This is a genomic window from Vibrio sp. Isolate22 (genome assembly GCF_022398115.1).
Lineage (GTDB): Bacteria > Pseudomonadota > Gammaproteobacteria > Enterobacterales > Vibrionaceae > Vibrio.
In genome coordinates this window covers 28,268-45,296 of sequence record NZ_JAKEUW010000042.1, presented here as the reverse complement: position 1 = coordinate 45,296, position 17,029 = coordinate 28,268, and the positions used below count along the sequence as shown (strand labels likewise).

At 43.9% G+C, this 17,029-nt stretch carries 15 protein-coding genes; 5 read left to right on the top strand and 10 right to left on the bottom strand.

The features are described from left to right. Positions 1 to 300 precede the first annotated feature (300 nt). Positions 301 to 1,737, bottom strand: coding sequence for a Na+/H+ antiporter NhaC (gene nhaC, locus L1D55_RS19530; RefSeq protein ID WP_239918524.1), 1,437 nt, complete (start codon positions 1,735 to 1,737; stop codon positions 301 to 303). A 499-nt stretch (positions 1,738 to 2,236) separates the two neighbouring features. On the opposite strand from nhaC, the gene asd reads away from it, so the two are divergent. Then, positions 2,237 to 3,355 (top strand): aspartate-semialdehyde dehydrogenase, encoded by a 1,119-nt coding sequence (asd, locus tag L1D55_RS19525; protein WP_008223285.1) that lies wholly within the window; start codon positions 2,237 to 2,239, stop codon positions 3,353 to 3,355. 450 nt (positions 3,356 to 3,805) lie between these two features. On the opposite strand, the gene L1D55_RS19520 is transcribed toward asd, so the two are convergent. Together L1D55_RS19520 and L1D55_RS19515 are read right to left on the bottom strand one after the other, a co-directional pair. Continuing rightward, the gene (locus L1D55_RS19520) at positions 3,806 to 4,648 is read right to left on the bottom strand and encodes an ion transporter (RefSeq protein WP_171366575.1); all 843 of its coding nucleotides are present in this window, start codon (positions 4,646 to 4,648) and stop codon (positions 3,806 to 3,808) included. 148 nt (positions 4,649 to 4,796) lie between these two features. Beyond that, a complete protein-coding gene (locus L1D55_RS19515; RefSeq protein ID WP_004740682.1) occupies positions 4,797 to 5,435 on the bottom strand; it encodes a YchE family NAAT transporter in 639 nt (212 codons plus the stop codon). Between the two features lie 640 nt (positions 5,436 to 6,075). On the opposite strand from L1D55_RS19515, the gene adhE reads away from it, so the two are divergent. Continuing rightward, the gene (gene adhE / locus L1D55_RS19510) at positions 6,076 to 8,784 is read left to right on the top strand and encodes a bifunctional acetaldehyde-CoA/alcohol dehydrogenase (protein WP_239918523.1); all 2,709 of its coding nucleotides are present in this window, start codon (positions 6,076 to 6,078) and stop codon (positions 8,782 to 8,784) included. Between the two features lie 132 nt (positions 8,785 to 8,916). Here the strand turns inward: adhE and L1D55_RS19505 are convergent, their stop codons facing one another. From L1D55_RS19505 to sodB, 3 genes are all read right to left on the bottom strand, one after another. Further along, positions 8,917 to 9,600, bottom strand: coding sequence for an SDR family oxidoreductase (locus L1D55_RS19505; RefSeq protein WP_239918522.1), 684 nt, complete (start codon positions 9,598 to 9,600; stop codon positions 8,917 to 8,919). Positions 9,601 to 9,868: 268 nt separating this feature from the next. Continuing rightward, a complete protein-coding gene (locus L1D55_RS19500) occupies positions 9,869 to 10,372 on the bottom strand; it encodes a VC2046/SO_2500 family protein (protein WP_275665340.1) in 504 nt (167 codons plus the stop codon). A 225-nt stretch (positions 10,373 to 10,597) separates the two neighbouring features. After that, a complete protein-coding gene (gene sodB / locus L1D55_RS19495; RefSeq protein WP_239918520.1) occupies positions 10,598 to 11,182 on the bottom strand; it encodes a superoxide dismutase [Fe] in 585 nt (194 codons plus the stop codon). A 269-nt stretch (positions 11,183 to 11,451) separates the two neighbouring features. Here sodB and L1D55_RS19490 point away from each other — a divergent pair, with 269 nt between their 5' ends. Both L1D55_RS19490 and L1D55_RS19485 read left to right on the top strand, forming a co-directional pair. After that, a complete protein-coding gene (locus L1D55_RS19490) occupies positions 11,452 to 11,790 on the top strand; it encodes a Grx4 family monothiol glutaredoxin (RefSeq protein ID WP_004741702.1) in 339 nt (112 codons plus the stop codon). A gap of 96 nt (positions 11,791 to 11,886) precedes the next feature. Continuing rightward, positions 11,887 to 12,516 (top strand): DsbA family protein, encoded by a 630-nt coding sequence (locus L1D55_RS19485; protein ID WP_239918519.1) that lies wholly within the window; start codon positions 11,887 to 11,889, stop codon positions 12,514 to 12,516. A 190-nt stretch (positions 12,517 to 12,706) separates the two neighbouring features. On the opposite strand, the gene L1D55_RS19480 is transcribed toward L1D55_RS19485, so the two are convergent. Together L1D55_RS19480 and rnt are read right to left on the bottom strand one after the other, a co-directional pair. Continuing rightward, entirely contained in the window at positions 12,707 to 14,032 is a 1,326-nt protein-coding gene (locus tag L1D55_RS19480) for a Na+/H+ antiporter family protein (RefSeq protein ID WP_239918518.1), read from the bottom strand. A gap of 65 nt (positions 14,033 to 14,097) precedes the next feature. Then, a complete protein-coding gene (gene rnt / locus L1D55_RS19475; RefSeq protein ID WP_004741699.1) occupies positions 14,098 to 14,742 on the bottom strand; it encodes a ribonuclease T in 645 nt (214 codons plus the stop codon). Positions 14,743 to 14,930: 188 nt separating this feature from the next. Between rnt and L1D55_RS19470 the strand changes: the two genes are divergently transcribed. Continuing rightward, complete coding sequence (locus L1D55_RS19470) at positions 14,931 to 15,812, top strand: OmpA family protein (protein ID WP_128159882.1); 882 nt, start codon at positions 14,931 to 14,933, stop codon at positions 15,810 to 15,812. Between the two features lie 105 nt (positions 15,813 to 15,917). Here L1D55_RS19470 and L1D55_RS19465 read toward each other — a convergent pair whose 3' ends face one another. Continuing rightward, positions 15,918 to 16,352: a DUF2753 domain-containing protein gene (locus L1D55_RS19465; RefSeq protein WP_004741697.1), complete on the bottom strand. Its 435-nt coding sequence runs from the start codon at positions 16,350 to 16,352 to the stop codon at positions 15,918 to 15,920. A 201-nt stretch (positions 16,353 to 16,553) separates the two neighbouring features. Further along, complete coding sequence (gene gloA, locus L1D55_RS19460; RefSeq protein ID WP_239918517.1) at positions 16,554 to 16,970, bottom strand: lactoylglutathione lyase; 417 nt, start codon at positions 16,968 to 16,970, stop codon at positions 16,554 to 16,556. Positions 16,971 to 17,029: the final 59 nt, after the last annotated feature.

The following is a 17,029-nucleotide window of genomic DNA, read 5'->3' as shown; positions in this document are numbered from 1 at the left end:
CATGGATAGCCTCGGCTTCAAGACCGCAAAGGCATTTAGCCTCAGAGTTAGGTTTAAGAGTCAGTGTAATAAGTGATGCTGTCTGGTGAGACTTTACTATTTTAAAGCCTTCCCAGAATGAAGATAGGAAAGTATGATTCGGCATGAAAACGGTAGTTTGTGTATGATTTTTGTTTGGCGACTAAACCATATCACTTACTACCGTTTTTGTTTTTAGTTCCCGCTAATCCGCGATGAACCTTTTTTTATCTATGCCATTGAGGTTTTGTACTTACGCTCTCTGGCTTAGAGTGATGGAGACTAGGCTTGTTGCTTAGTCAGCTCTGCCGCTTCTTCTGCTTCAACGGCTGGTGTTGTTGGCTCACATTTATCAACGAACCAACCCATGTAAGAGGTCACGATAGTCACGATGATACAGATGAAGCTTAGCCACATGAATGGTGCGTACGACAGCGTCGCAACGCCTAGAATACTCGCCATGTAGATACCGTTGTCACTCCAAGGCACCATACCTGATGTCAAAGTACCACCGAACTCAGCGTTACGAGATAAGTTCTTACGCTTGTAACCTAGACGGTCGTAGTTCTTAGCACAGATTTTTGGTGTCAGGATCAGTGATACGTACATTGCAGAGCCAAACACGTTACCCATGAAAGCCGTACCGATTGTGCTAGTTGCTAGCGAACCTGCGCTGTTTACACGGCGTTCGAATACCTTCGCAATTGTCTCTAGCACGCCGACTTTATCTAGCAAGCCACCAAAGCCTAAACCAAATACGATAACCGCAACCGAACCCAGCATTGAAGACATGCCACCGCGGTTTAGGATTGAGTCAATGAAGTCCACGCCAGATGAGATAGAGAATGGTGCCCATGCAGTGTTGAATGCTGTTAGGAAGTCGATCTCTTGAATCATAACTGCCCAAATAATACCTAGCAGAGAACCAAAGCTGATTACCGGGAATGAAGGCATACGGAAAGCTAGTAGGCCTAATACGATCAGTACTGGAACAAATGAATATGGCGTGATGTAGAACTGAACTTCCATCGCTTTGATAACAGATTCTACTTGGCTCATGTCAACGTTACCGGCGTAGTGGAAGCCAAACGCGGTAAACATGATGCCAGTAATAACGTAGCTGATTAATGCTACAGGCAGCATGCCTTTGATATGTTCAACCACTTCTACGTTAGACATAGAAGAAGCCAAGATTACTGAATCAGAAAGTGGAGACATCTTGTCGCCGAAGTAACAACCTGACAGTACTGCACCTGCAGTAATTGGCGCTGGGACACCTAGACCTTGACCAATGCCCATCATCGCAATACCCGCTGTACCAGCAGCACCCCAAGAGGTACCAGTAGCCAACGCTGTTAGAGAACAGATGATCATGGTCGCCAAAAGGAAGATAGAAGGGTGGATAGCTTTTAGACCATAGTAAATGATGGTCGGTACGATCCCGCCAGAGATCCAAGTACCAACAAGAGCGCCAACGGCTAAAAGTATTAAAACTGCGCCTAAACCGTTAGATATTCCTTTTAGTGCTGCTTTTTCTAAGTCTTTGTATTGGTGTCCAAGACGAATACCAAGCACCATGATAATGAACCAACCAATGTACAAGGCAAGTTGGATTGGAAGGTCAAGCTTTGCTGTAAAGGAAAAAGCAAGGGATAGAAATAGTCCTAACGCGATGAATACCTGCATCAGGTTCGGTAGGCGAGTTTTACTCTGCTTCATAAAAGCCTCTTGTGATTTCGAGCATTTATAGTGCTTCATTATATTGTGGGGTACGAAATGGACACTACAGTAATTAGATTATTATATCGAAAAAATACGTCTAAGTTGTGATATTTGACTGCATATCGGACATGTTATGGTTTCATAATCTAAATTTTTGTTAAATTCATGATTGTTACATGTTTAATTCTGTTGCACGTTGTTTCCGTTTTGTGAAATAAAATGCCAATTAACCATGATTTAATAGAGGTAATTACTGTTTGTGATCGGGGTTTGATTGTTAGATTTAGCGCCATAAATAGCTGAATTTAACGGGGTTGGCGTTTCTATCAATAGAGTGGAGGCCGAATCTCTGTATTGAGATAACTTTGCGATTCATCGCGTTCACTTAAAAGAAACGAAAAAGTTACACTTTTTGACAAAAAGCGCTTGAGTTCTGTTTCTGAAAAACTTATAGATGGGGGAGAGCAATTTTTAATTTATACATGGAGAGTGAGAGATGAGAGTAGGTCTAGTTGGTTGGCGCGGTATGGTCGGTTCTGTACTGATGCAACGTATGGTTGAAGAGAAAGATTTCGACCTGATTGAGCCTGTTTATTACAGTACATCTCAGATTGGTATTCCTGCCCCTGTGCTAGGTGGTAAAGATGCGGGTCTACTTCAAGATGCTTTTGATATTGATAGCTTAAAGCAGCTTGATGCGGTTATTACTTGTCAAGGTGGCGATTACACATCAAAAGTTTACCCAGCGCTACGTCAAGCGGGTTGGAAAGGTTACTGGATTGATGCCGCTTCAACTTTACGTATGGATGCTGATTCAATCATCACTCTTGATCCTGTTAACTTGGCTCAAATCCAGCAGGGCATTCATAGCGGTACTAATACTTTTGTTGGCGGTAACTGTACAGTGAGCTTAATGCTTATGGCACTGGGCGGCCTATATGAGAAGGGCATGGTTGAATGGATGAGTGCCATGACTTACCAGGCGGCTTCTGGCGCGGGTGCTAAGAACATGCGTGAGCTTATCTCGCAAATGGGTGTGATTAACGATAGCGTGAGCTCTGAGTTAGCAAATCCTGCAAGTTCGATTCTTGATATTGATAAGAAAGTTGCTGATACCATTCGTTCATCGTCATTCCCAACAGATCAGTTTGGTGCCCCGCTGGCGGGTTCATTGATTCCTTGGATCGATGTGAAGCGTGAAAATGGTCAGAGTAAAGAAGAGTGGAAAGCGGGCGTTGAAGCGAACAAGATTCTTGGCCTAGATGGTCAGCCTATTCCAATTGATGGTACTTGTGTACGTATCGGCGCAATGCGTTGTCACGCTCAAGCACTAACGATCAAGCTTAAGCAAGACGTCCCAATGGATGAGATTGAAGAGATCATCGCAACTCACAACGATTGGGTTAAAGTGATTCCTAACGACCGTGACATTACGGCGCAAGAACTGACTCCAGCTAAAGTAACAGGCACTATGTCTGTACCAGTAGGCCGTCTACGTAAGATGTCTATGGGTAACGACTTCCTAAATGCCTTCACGGTTGGTGACCAACTGCTTTGGGGTGCTGCAGAACCACTACGTCGTACTCTGCGTATCATCCTAGCTGAGAAAGCGTAATCGAAAGCTCTTTCTATTCAAAAGTTAAAGCAGGCGCCACTGTTTGTGAATGCTTAGCTTCGTGAGAGACAAAAGCCGGTGTTAATACATCGGCTTTTTTGATCGCGGAAGGTTGATTAATTTCACTCGTAACTTCACTTAACTCTTCTTGTTGGAATGGGACAAGGAAGAGCTCCCCAATTCGTTCCTCACTCTTGAGGATGACGTTTTTCTTCTAATTTAAATTGCGTCATTCCCGATAGCGACGGAGGAGCGTAGTCGGGAATCTAGCTTTTGCTCAGTGAACCAACAACAAAAAGGGTGACGGTAAACGCCACCCTTTCTAGTCCCTTAATATCTCATTATCCGGTTCTCGAAACTGCTCTTAAATCCCTTCGCATCTCGCCACTCGAATCTCGTATCTACTCTTATATCCTTTCGCATCTCGCTACTCGAATCCCTTATCTGCTCTTAGCTCTCTTCAGTCACGACACGTTTGTCAGGGTCAGCTAGTTCACTGGCACAGTGCTTACAGTAGATGGCGTCAGGGTCGTGTCCTGAACGGTTGCAGTTCGGACATTTGACTAACTCCTTGTGAGAGTTCATTTCACTACTTAGCTCGGCGGTGATGATCCCAGTAGGTACCGCAAGGATAGAGTAACCCAGTAACATTGTGAGAGATGCGATAGCCTTACCAATCGCTGTTTGCGGCACCATATCCCCGTAGCCAACGGTGGTGATGGTGACGATTGCCCAGTAGATACTGTGGGGAATACTGGTGAATCCGTTTTCTGGCCCTTCAATCACAAATATCAAAGCGCCAAAGATAACGACTAAGATGCCGACTGTACTAAAGAAGATCAGAATCTTTCGTCTTGCCATCAATAGCGAACGCAACAGGATATTTGAATCTTGTAGATAGCGAACCAACTTCAGAATTCGGAAGATACGCATGACACGCAGCAATCTCACAACGCCCATAAACGAAGCTCCTGGGAAGAAGATCGCTAGGTAAGTAGGTAGAATCGCTAACAGATCAACAATCCCATAAAAGCTGGTGGCGTAAGATTTCGGTTTTGGAGAACAATAGAGCCTTAATAGATATTCGATAGTGAATAGGGCGGTGAAAGTGTACTCGATGTAACGAAGTTCTTGAGACCACTCTGTCATTACATTTGGAATGGACTCTAGAATAAGAACCAGAAGCGAAGCCAAGATTGCAATGATCAGTGATATATCAAACGCACGTCCGGCAGGTGTATGGGTACCAAAAATGATAACGTACAAATGATGCTTGAGTGGCTTGCGTGACATAAGGGGAGGTTCGTCTTCTATTAAATGCGTTAACCGTCATTATACAAGCTTCATAATAACGAGGCGAGTGAAAGCCAAATTGCTTTACTCGCCTCAGATGTGTTCCACATTAAATAGCCGCAGTTAAGTAACTATGTGCTGTTTGTGGTTATGCTAATCCCGGGAATAGGTTACGCAAGCCATTCGCAATGAACTCGATGCCAAGTGCACCAAGAATCAAGCCCATGATACGGGTGATAACGTTAATCCCGGTTTGACCTAAAAAGCGTACGATAACAGGCGCTGAACGGAACAGAAGCCAAGAGCAAGTTGCGAATGCGATAATGCTGATACCAATACCGATAGTATCGATTGCCGCTGGGTAACGCGATCCATAGACAATGGTCGAACTGATTGCACCTGGACCCGCCATTAAAGGCATAGCTAAAGGAACAACACCTATTTGTTCTTTACTGATGTACTCAGATTTTTCCTGCTTATTCTGCTTATCTTCACCTAACTTACCGCTCATCATCGAAAACGCGATGCTCAGTAACAGCAGTCCACCCGCAACACGGAATGAATCTAATGAAATGCTAAACATGTCGAGGAGCAACTGACCCGCAACTAGCGACACAATCAAGATAACAGCAACGGCAATATTGGCCTGAAAGGCTGTCCTGTTTCTCTCTTCTGGCGGCATATGAGCAGTAAGAGAAACAAACACAGGCATGATGCCGATTGGGTTTACGGCTGCAACAAGCCCAAGGAAGAATTGCATAAAGATTGCGAGTTCTAAACCTTGCATGGGAGCGATCTCCAAGTAACGTAAAGTAGGAAAGTGGGTTTGATCTGACCTCGGTCAGAGTGCGTAATGTAAGGGACAAATTCAATGAGAGCGAATGAAAAAAACTAACCTGAAAAGGGGGCTGTTTTTTAGAAAAACTAATTGAGTGTCATGTCTGTAATATCATTGTTACAAGGTGTCTTCTCGTGTTTCGTGTTGTAACTTAATTTGAACGTAATGTTATCTCACGCACGCTTTTAATAAAAATTATGACAGTTTCTAGCTCGTTGCAACGGTATGGATATACTCTCAGTAGCACAGTTTTAGCCGTATACATGTAAGTGAACTGATTAAAAATGAAACTTTTTTACAGTTTATGACACGAAGTAGAAAATAATTATCTGACTGCTTGTTTTTTGCTCGATAGTAAAGTGTGATTTAAATTCATATAAATCATTAGTTTATGGTTATTTTTGCGATTGCCTTACCACTAATTGGGTAATTCTTTTTGGGTAACTGATCTGGGTCAATTTTTTTCACACACTGAAATAATATACTCAGCCCTGAAAGCAATTTACTAAGAACGCTGTTTTAAAGGGTTTAAGGCAAGCAGCGAATTTAATAAAAAGTTTTTAATATTTATTATTTTAGGAGATCCACCATGCCTGTAACTAACTTAGCGGAACTTGATGCTCTAGTAGCTCGCGTTAAAGCAGCACAAGAAGAGTTTGCAACATTCTCTCAAGAGAAAGTTGATGCTATCTTCCGCGCAGCTTCTCTGGCAGCGAACCACGCTCGTATCCCACTAGCACAACAAGCAGTTGCTGAATCTGGAATGGGTATTGTTGAAGATAAAGTTATCAAGAACCACTTTGCTTCTGAATTTATCTACAACAAATACAAAGACGAAAAAACATGTGGCGTCCTAGAAGAAGATGACAACCTAGGCACAATGACTATCGCTGAGCCTGTAGGTATCATCTGTGGTATCGTTCCAACAACGAACCCAACTTCTACAGCAATCTTCAAATCTCTAATCTCTCTTAAAACACGTAACGGCATCATCTTCTCGCCACACCCACGTGCAAAGAACTCTACTAACGACGCAGCGAAACTGGTTCTAGACGCAGCGGTAGCAGCGGGTGCTCCAAAAGACATCATCGGTTGGATCGACCAACCATCTGTAGAGCTTTCTAACGCGCTTATGAAGCACGACGGTATCGCACTTATCCTTGCAACTGGTGGTCCAGGCATGGTTAAAGCAGCATACTCTTCTGGTAAGCCTGCAATCGGTGTTGGTGCTGGTAACGTGCCTGTAGTTATCGATGAAACAGCTGACATCAAACGTGCTGTAGCATCTATCCTAATGTCTAAAACATTCGATAACGGTGTTGTATGTGCTTCTGAGCAAGCTGCAATCGTTGTTAGCGATGTATATGAAGAAGTTAAAGAGCGTTTCGCTTCTCACAAAGCTCACGTTCTATCTAAAGCTGACGCTGACAAAGTACGTAAAGTACTTCTTATCGACGGTAACCTAAACGCTAAAATCGTAGGTCAACCTGCTCCAGCAATCGCTGAAATGGCTGGTGTTAAAGTTCCTGCTGATACAAAAGTACTTGTAGGTGAAGGTCTTGGTAAAGTTTCTTACGATGACGAGTTCGCTCATGAGAAACTGTCTCCAACTCTAGGTCTATTCCGTGCAGACGACTTCGAAGACGCTGTTGCTCAAGCGGTAACTATGGTTGAAATCGGTGGTATCGGTCACACATCTGGTCTTTACACTAACCAAGATACAAACGCAGACCGCATCCGTTACTTCGGTGACAAGATGAAGACTGCTCGTATCCTAATCAACATCCCGACTACTCATGGTGGTATCGGTGACCTGTACAACTTCAACGTTGCACCTTCTCTAACTCTAGGTTGTGGTTCATGGGGTGGTAACTCTATCTCTGAGAACGTAGGTCCTAAGCACCTTATCAACAAGAAAACTGTAGCGAAGCGAGCTGAAAACATGTTGTGGCACAAACTACCTAAGTCTATCTACTTCCGTCGTGGTAGCCTTCCAATCGCAATGAGCGACCTAGAAGGTAAGAAACGCGCATTCCTAGTAACTGACCGTTTCCTATTCAACAACGGTTACGCTGATGACGTAGTTAGCCTGCTTAAAGCACAAGGCATTGAAGTTCAAACTTTCTTCGACGTAGAAGCGGATCCAACACTATCTGTTGTTGAGAAAGGCGCTGAAGCAATGAAGAGCTTCCAACCTGACGTAATCCTAGCTCTAGGTGGTGGTTCACCAATGGATGCTGCGAAGATCATGTGGGTTATGTACGAGCACCCAGAAACTCACTTCGAAGAACTAGCAATGCGCTTTATGGATATCCGTAAACGTATCTACAAGTTCCCTAAAATGGGTAAGAAAGCTGAGCTTGTATGTATCACTACAACTTCAGGTACGGGTTCAGAAGTTACTCCATTCGCGGTTGTTACTGACGACAAGACTGGTGCTAAGTACCCACTAGCTGACTACGAAATCACGCCAAACATGGCTATCGTTGATGCTAACCTAGTAATGAACATGCCTAAGTCTCTAACAGCATTCGGTGGTTACGATGCAGTAACTCACGCTCTAGAAGCTTACGTATCTGTTCTTGCTAACGAATACTCTGATGGTCAAGCTCTACAAGCACTTAAGATGCTTAAAGAGTACCTACCATCAAGCTACGCGAATGGTGCAAACGACCCAATCGCTCGTGAGAAAGTACACAACGCAGCAACTATCGCTGGTGTAGCATTCGCGAACGCATTCCTAGGTGTTTGTCACTCTATGGCGCACAAGATTGGTGCTGAGTTCCACCTACCACACGGTTTGGCGAACGCACTACTAATCTCTAACGTTGTACGTTACAACGCGAACGATAACCCAACTAAGCAAACTGCGTTCTCTCAATACGACCGCCCACAAGCACGTCGTCGTTACGCTGAAGTAGCTGACCACCTAGGCCTAAGCCAAGAAGATGACCGTACTGCTCAGAAGATTGAACGTCTACTAGCATGGCTAGAAGAGTTGAAACTGAACCTAGATATCCCAACGTCTATCCAAGCGGCAGGTGTATCTGAAGCAGACTTCATCGCTAAGCTAGAAGAGCTAGCTGTAGAAGCGTTCGATGACCAGTGTACAGGTGCTAACCCACGTTACCCTCTAATCACTGAGCTGAAAGAAGTGCTACTAGCGTCTTACTACGGTAAAGCATTTGTTGAAGGTGAAACTTTCGAAGGTACTACAGTTATCCTTAAGAAAGCTGACCAAAAACCAGCTGAAGCGAAAGCAGCGCCAAAAGCTAAAAAAGAAAAAGCTAACGCATAAGTAAGACGTTAGTTATGAGATAAGTTTTCGCTAGCACGATACTTATCTATCGGGAAAAGATTAAAGCCCCAGTCGAGAGACTGGGGCTTTTTTTTGATCTTTGTTTTAAACTGGTACTGACTGTTTAGGGATTTAAACTTCGGCCGCAACCACGCGACCGCTAAAGTAATCGTTAGATATGATGTACTCGGCAGTTCTGGTGAGCTCGTCTTGAAGCTGGGCCCAGTGGCAACGGTTTAACTTTCCATCGGCATTGTGAATAGCGGGAACGACCCCCCCAACACGGATGTTAAATGGAGTTAACTCTTTGGCCCAACTGTGGGTAAAACCGGTAATCATAGAGTTGGCACTCTCTAAGCCTGACACATCATGAAAGTCATCGTGCGATATGACATTCACTATCACTCCTTCTTTGTCCTCTGCACGTAACCTTTCGGCACTGATTTGACCAAAGGCGAAGAGGGTGGATGCCATATTGGATAGGTCGTTGATAAAGCCACCAACCGGCTGATCGCCGATTAGACTAGGCATTGGAGAACTCACCCAATTATTCACCAATACGTCGGGTGTGGTATTGAAGGTGGTTTGGATGAAATCGAACACGTTCAGAATCGCTTGGCTGTCGTTGCTCTCAAGCGGGTAATGGTAAACAGAGTCAGAGAATCGGGCGCATTGTAAATAGGCTGATTGAAGGGCTTCCGTGTCGTTATCGCAGAGAATGACGGTGGCCCCAAGGTTTACAAAGTGGTTCGCTATCGTCCCTCCTAGGCGCGAGCCAGCAGATGTTACCAATATGATTGAGCTTTTTATTTCCATCCCAGTACCTAAGCAAATCGTCCGTGTCGGGTAAGGATGGGTCAAAATTCATACAATGGGTGTGAATTGGTTCAAACTAAGGTATGTGAATTGATAACTTTTTATGAACTTAGTGGAACGTCACATTTTGTAGTAACTTCAAGTAGTAATCGACATGTGTTGATTGAAGGGTGCCTAAGGCTGGTGGTTCATATAACTCTCGTGAATCATTCGAATAGCGCGAATTGAACAAAGCAGATAGAGATACAGAGATAAAGTGAGACTGAAGCTATACTTGAGCCTGAATTTGATATTTACGCTGAGCAGTAGATAACTCATTGTAAAGCGTCGCTGACGGAAGATCTGGGTGGTTTTTGTTGGCTAGCTTACGACGGTCGTGACCTGAAAGGTTTTGATAAACCTCTTCAGGCAAGTCACCAGTGTCTTCAGGCATAAATGCCAGAGCTTCAGGTTTTAAGTAATGGCAGAGTTTAGCGCTCACCAAGCTTGATTGGTGAAAGTGATTAGACTGTTGTGCTGAAATCTCATAAGACGATTTGTTTGAACGCAGTTGTTGTGGTTCGGCTACACCAAACTGTTTACGTAGGCGATCTTCCGTTGTCTCTGTAACTTCAATGGTGTCGATGGGCGTGCAATCTCGAACATCATTCGAAAACATAGATAACAGCAACGCGAAATCTGCACGGCGACCTTGCTCAACCGCTTGGCTGATCCCGATGCCGAACTTCAGTTCGTTGATGATTCCTGCTTTATCTAAAGTATGTACTTGCATGATGCCTCTCATTTGATACACCTTTAACGGCATAGAGTCGGCAAACTTTAGTCTTTAATTACAGGTAAGTAGGGAATTTATTTAGGGTGGGTAAGTGATCCTGAAAAATACTGAGTTAGCGGCTTTATATTCGAGTTACTCATGCTGCAGATACAAAAAAGCTCACGCCTAGGCATGAGCTTTTAATAGATAACTCGCTAAAAATAGCGTAGCTTAAGTAATAGATTACTTAGCTAGGTTCTCTTCTACGAAAGACCAGTTTACTAGGTTCCAGAATGCAGCCATGTAGTCAGGACGAACATTACGGAAATCGATGTAGTAAGCGTGTTCCCATAGGTCAACAGTTAGAAGTGGAGTAACACCTTCTTCTGTTAGAGGAGTAGCAGCGTTAGAAGTGTTAACGATGTCTAGAGAACCGTCAGCTTTCTTAACTAACCAAGTCCAAGAAGAACCGAAGTTGTTGATTGCTGAATCAGTGAATTTTGCTTTGAATTCTTCGAAAGAACCGAATGCAGCGTTGATAGCTTCTGCAACAGCGCCAGTTGGTTCGCCGCCTGATTGAGGAGCTAGACAGTGCCAGTAGAACGTGTGGTTCCAGATTTGAGCAGCGTTATTGAAAACACCACCAGTAGAAGTCTTGATGATCTCTTCTAGTGTTTTGCCTTCAAACTCAGTACCTGGGATAAGACCGTTTAGCTTAACAACGTAAGTGTTGTGGTGCTTACCGTGGTGGAAATCTAGCGTTTCTGCTGAGATGTGTGGTTCTAGCGCGTCTTTCGCGTAAGGAAGAGCTGGTAGTTCAAATGCCATTGCTCAATTCTCCATTGATATGAAAGAGTTAACTCTTTCGATTGCTTCCAGTGATATTATTATTCATGGCTCGCTATGCTGCCAACCATGGTCAATTTGCTGACTTGGTTTCTAGTTTAGCAAGTTTTTACTTTATTAAAAGCATATTTCATCACTTTTATGTGAATTGTTAGTCTAGCTTGTTAACCATTTTTTTTATATGGTTTTTATTCTTTTGGTTTGGGGTAGAATAAAGGCAATAAAAGCCGTAATCCATTAACGAGGAAGCAATGGAAACTATCGATAAAATCAAACAGCAAATTGAAGAAAACACTATTCTACTGTACATGAAAGGTTCTCCTAAGCTACCTAGCTGTGGTTTCTCTTCTCAAGCGTCTCAAGCTCTAATGGCATGTGGCGAAAAATTTGCTTACGTAGATATTCTACAAAACCCTGATATCCGTGCAGAGCTACCAGCTTACGCACAATGGCCAACTTTCCCACAGCTTTGGGTTGAAGGTGAGCTAATCGGTGGTTGTGACATCATTCTTGAGATGTTCCAAAAAGGCGAACTTCAGCCAATCATCAAAGAAGCAGCAGCGAAAGTTGCTGGCGATGACGCTGAGTAAGTTCTAGCCTTTTCGCTGAACAGTAAAATGAGGGGCCTTAATTAGGCTCCTTTTTTGTTGGAATTGATTGAGAGTCGACTCGATAAGGAACGAACAATGAACGTAAAACTTCATTATGTACATGATCCAATGTGCAGCTGGTGCTGGGGATACAAGCCAACACTGGAGTTACTAAAACAACAACTGCCTGCGAGCATTGAGTTTAACTATGTAGTGGGTGGCTTGGCTCCAGATTCTGATGAACCAATGTCAGAAGAGATGAAAGGCAAGTTGCAAGCTATCTGGAAGCAGATCGAAGCCAAATTAGGAACAGAGTTCAACCATGAATTTTGGACTGAGTGCCAACCGGTACGAAGCACTTACCCTGCGTGTCGTGCTGTTATTGCTGCGGGTTTCCAAGACCACTACGAGCAGATGCTTGAAGCGATTCAACACGCATACTACTTGCGTGCAATGCTGCCGCACAGCGAAGAGACACATAAGCAATTGGCTGAAGAGCTAGGCATGAATGTGCAGCAATTCGAGAACGATCTTGCAGGTAAGCTACTTGAGGGAGAGCTAGAAGACCAATTGAGCTTCAAACATGCGATGGGTGTGCATTCTTACCCAACTCTAATGCTTGAAGTTGACGGTATCTTTACTGAAGTTGACTTGGATTACCACTCATCAGAAACGACACTTAAGTCGATTAGAGAAGTTCTAGTAAAGAGCGCTCCTAGCGCTTAATTGACGATACTGAATCGTATTATTCAAACTACTTCAAAGGCTTGCTCGTAAGAGTAAGCCTTTTCTTTTATCCGAGGTATGTGGATTCACGAGGTAACCTGTCGGAGAAATCTCGGATACAAAAAAGACCGCACTAGGCGGTCTTTTTAAATTTTGAACATTGATTCTGACTATAGAACCCAGCTATAAGCTACAGAACCATAGCTGCAATCCAACCGAATACGATCAGTGGGATGTTGTAGTGTAGGAACGTCGGTACAACGGTTTCCCATACGTGCTCGTGTTGACCATCAGCATTAAGACCAGATGTTGGACCTAACGTTGAGTCAGAAGCCGGAGAACCAGCATCACCAAGCGCTGCTGCTGTACCAACTAGAGCAATAGTTGCCATTGGAGAGAAACCAAATGCTGCCGCTAGTGGAACGTAGATAGTTGCAAGGATTGGAATCGTAGAGAACGAAGAACCGATACCCATAGTTACCAATAGACCAACCACTAGCATAAGTAGTGCAGCTAGAGGTTTGTTGTCACCGATGCTTGTTGAAAGTGCTTCAACCAAAGATTCAACGCCACCAGTTTGCTTCATTACTGCTGCGAAACCTGCCGCGGCAATCATGATGAAACCGATCATTGCCATCATGTGTACGCCCTTGGTGAAGACATCTTGTGTCTCTTTCCAAGCAATTACGCCACCGAAAGTGAAGACCATGAAACCAGCAAGTGCACCGATGATCATTGAACCAGTCGATAACTGAACCGTTAGTGCTGCAACAATACCAGCCGCTGCTACTAGGATGTGCTTCTTGTTGATCTGCTTCGCTTCAGTTGAAACAACCGTGTGAGACGTTTCTTTGTATTGGCGAGGCTTACGGTAAGTGAAGAACACTGCCGTTAGAAGGCCGAAGATCATACCTGCAGCTGGTAGTAGCATTGCCATTGGAACTTGGCTCGCCACTACACTTTCAAGACCGTTGTCGTGAAGGTTCTTAAGTAGGATGTTGTTTAGGAAGATGCCACCAAAACCGATTGGTAATACCATGTATGGCGTAATCAGACCAAAAGTAAGCACACATGCAACCAGACGACGGTCTAGGTTCATTTTTGCGAATACGCCTAATAGAGGTGGGATTAAAATTGGGATGAAGGCAATATGTACCGGAATCACGTTTTGCGATGACATTGTCACTAGGATCAAAGACGCTAGGATGCCGTATTTAAGACCAGTCGATGCCGTGCTGTTCTCTCTGCCGTGAATGCGTTTAATGACGCTTTGAGCAAGTAGGTCTGTGATACCAGAACGTGAGATAGCAACAGCGAATGTACCAAGCATGGCATAGCTAAGTGCGATAGTTGCACCGCCGCCTAATCCACTTTCGAAAGCCGCGACTGCATCGTTCAAGCTCATACCAGAGGCTACGCCACCGATAATTGCACTGAACGTCAGAGCAACGACTACGTTTACGCGCATCAAAGCTAAAACAAGCATGATGCAAACTGAAATTACAACAGGATTCATATTATTCTCGGGATGTTGTGTTCTTTATTAAAGGTAATACGACAATACGTTTACCGATTCTATTTTTATTCTTCGTCAACAAGCGGCCAACCACCAAGGGCTTTCCATTTGTTTACTATGCCGCAAAATAACTCAGCGGTTTTTTGCGTATCATACAAAGCAGAGTGTGCTTCTTTGTTGTCAAAATCCATCCCTGCAGTGCGGCAAGCTTTAGCCAAAACGGTTTGACCGTAGGCAAGACCACTAAGAGCTGCAGTGTCAAAAGTAGCAAATGGATGGAAAGGGACGCGTTTAAGCTTACAGCGCTCACTTGCCGCATTGACGAAGTTTAAATCGAATGTAGCATTGTGAGCGACCATGATTGCACGGCTGCAATCTGAAGCTTTTTGTTCTTTTCTCACTAGCTTGTAGATTTCTTTAAGGGCTTCTTGTTCAGACACTGCGCCGCGTAATGGGCTAAATGGGTCTTTAATTCCGTTAAAGTCTAATGCTGCCTGCTCTATATTTGCGCCTTCAAAAGGCTCAATGTGAAAATGAAGCGTTGATGCTGGGTGCAGATCTCCGTTTTCATCCATTTTTAATGTAATGGCACAGATTTCTAATAATGCATCGGTTTCTGCGTTAAACCCTGCGGTTTCCACGTCGATGACCACTGGAAAATAGCCACGGAAGCGTTTTTTTAGGGTCAGAGCTTCGTTTTCTACAATCATGTTAGCCCAAATAAGTGTGATTAAGGCTGCATTATTGCAGATAATAGCAGTGATAAAAACTAGGAAAGGGCAATAAATCACAAATTACCAAGTGCGTTTCGGCTTGATAATTGCATATTTAAACTCAACAGAAATAGGCGGCAATTGGCTGCATTGTTAAACGAATTGCTTAAGAGATACTCCACTTTATGAAGAAACAACTCATAACAGGTTCAATGCTATTTTCGCTCCTTATGTCGTCATCAGTGATGGCACAAGAAAAGCGTTACGGAGCATCTCCTCAACAGTCGACATGGGAGATGGTGGCTAACACGCCACTAGAATGTCGCTTAGTGCATCCTATCCCTAATTTCGGTGATGCTGAGTTCTCATCTCGAGCGAGTAAAAAAATCATTTTAGATTTTGAACTGAAAATGCGCCGCCCGATGGGTGCGACTCGTAATGTTAGCTTGATCTCTATGCCACCACCTTGGCGCCCGGGCGAGAGTGCCGATCGCATGACAACCATCAAGTTCTTCCAGCAATTTGATGGTTACGTTGGCGGGCAAACGGCTTGGGGTATCTTGAGTGAGTTAGAGAAAGGGCGCTACCCAACCTTTAGTTACCAAGAGTGGCAGAGCAGAGATCAGCGTATCGAAGTGGCGTTATCGTCAGTGTTGTTCCAAGAGAAATACAATGTGTTCAGTGACTGTATCGCGAACTTGTTACCGTACAGCTTCGAAGATATCTCATTCACTATTTTGCATTACGACCGTAATAGCGATCAGCTAAACAAATCGTCACGTAAAAGGCTTAGTCAGATTGCCGAGTACGTTCGTTACAACCAAGACATTGACCTCGTTTTAGTCGCGACCTACACCGATTCGGCAGACAGCAAAGGCATTAGCCAAAACCTGTCAGAACGAAGAGCTGAGTCTCTAAGAGAGTACTTTAAATCTCTTGGTTTGCCGGAAGACCGCATTCAAGTGCAAGGTTATGGTAAGCGTCGTCCAATTGCTGATAATAGCTCGCCAATTGGTAAAGATAAGAACCGACGTGTGGTTATCTCCCTAGGTAGAACACAAGTCTAAGCTGGTAGCGAAAGGCCTTAAATGAAAAAGCCCGTCACTAAGACGGGCTTTTTGTGTCTGAAATCTAGCTAAATCAACTCGATATGTGCCTGTAGACGGATTTGCTTAGTTGAGGCGGAAGCGAGCGATCATTTCGCAGTTAGTCGCGGTATCGATTTTTTCCACCATAGAGGCAATTTTAGGGTTTGGATGGCGTTTCATGAAATCGATAAGTGCTTTTTTACAACAGCCAATAGAATCAATAAAGCTAGCACATTGTGTATTAGGACACTGAGGGATTAGAGTCAGTACTTTCTCTGAAGCTAATTGAAGATATTTAAGTTCATACTCGGTATCACCCGCCCAGCGCCAGAATTGCGCAAGGTTATGACAAGATATCACCGAGATCAGTAACCGCTCATCAGCCTCTATATCTGTACGCTCAGTGATCTCCTCACTTAGGTTCAGTGCCTGCTGATAATGAAGAATACTTCGTACAGGATCGTCGAGTTGCAATGCCGTGTCGGCGAGTAACGTGTGTTTTTCCCATTCGCTAATCATTGTATTACCTCACTAATCAATAGGGGTGATAATTTAAGTGATAATCATTATCAAGTAAAGTTTCATCAGTGAGATTGTTAATAATTATTGGTAAAGAATATCGATTGTGGGGGGAGTGATAAAAAAGAAGCGAGCATAGTGCTCGCTTCTCTATTCATTTCATCAGGCGTTCTAGCCTAATCTCGCAAAGGTATTTAGGAATTAACCTTCTAGACCAGCGCTTGCTTGTTTGTTTTGAATCAGTTCAATCATGTAGCCGTCAGGATCTTTAACGAATGCGATGTGTGTAGAACCGCCTTTTACTGGGCCTGGTTCACGAGTCACGTTACCGCCTGCTGCTTTAATTGCGTCACACGTTGTGTAGATATCATCAACACCGATAGCTACGTGGCCGAAAGCAGAACCAAGGTTGTATTCAGTCGTACCCCAGTTGTATGTTAGCTCAATCACTGCACCTTGCGACTCGTCACCAAAGCCAACGAAAGCTAGCGTGTATTCGTACTCTTTGTTTTCGTTCTTACGTAATAGCTGCATGCCCATTACGTTTGTGTAGAACTCGATAGACTTATCTAGATCACCTACGCGTAGCATGGTGTGTAAAATACGACCGTTTGACATGATTTGCTCCTAGCTTTAACTATGTTTACGTTTTTGTGATTCTGTTTTGTGCCGCCAGA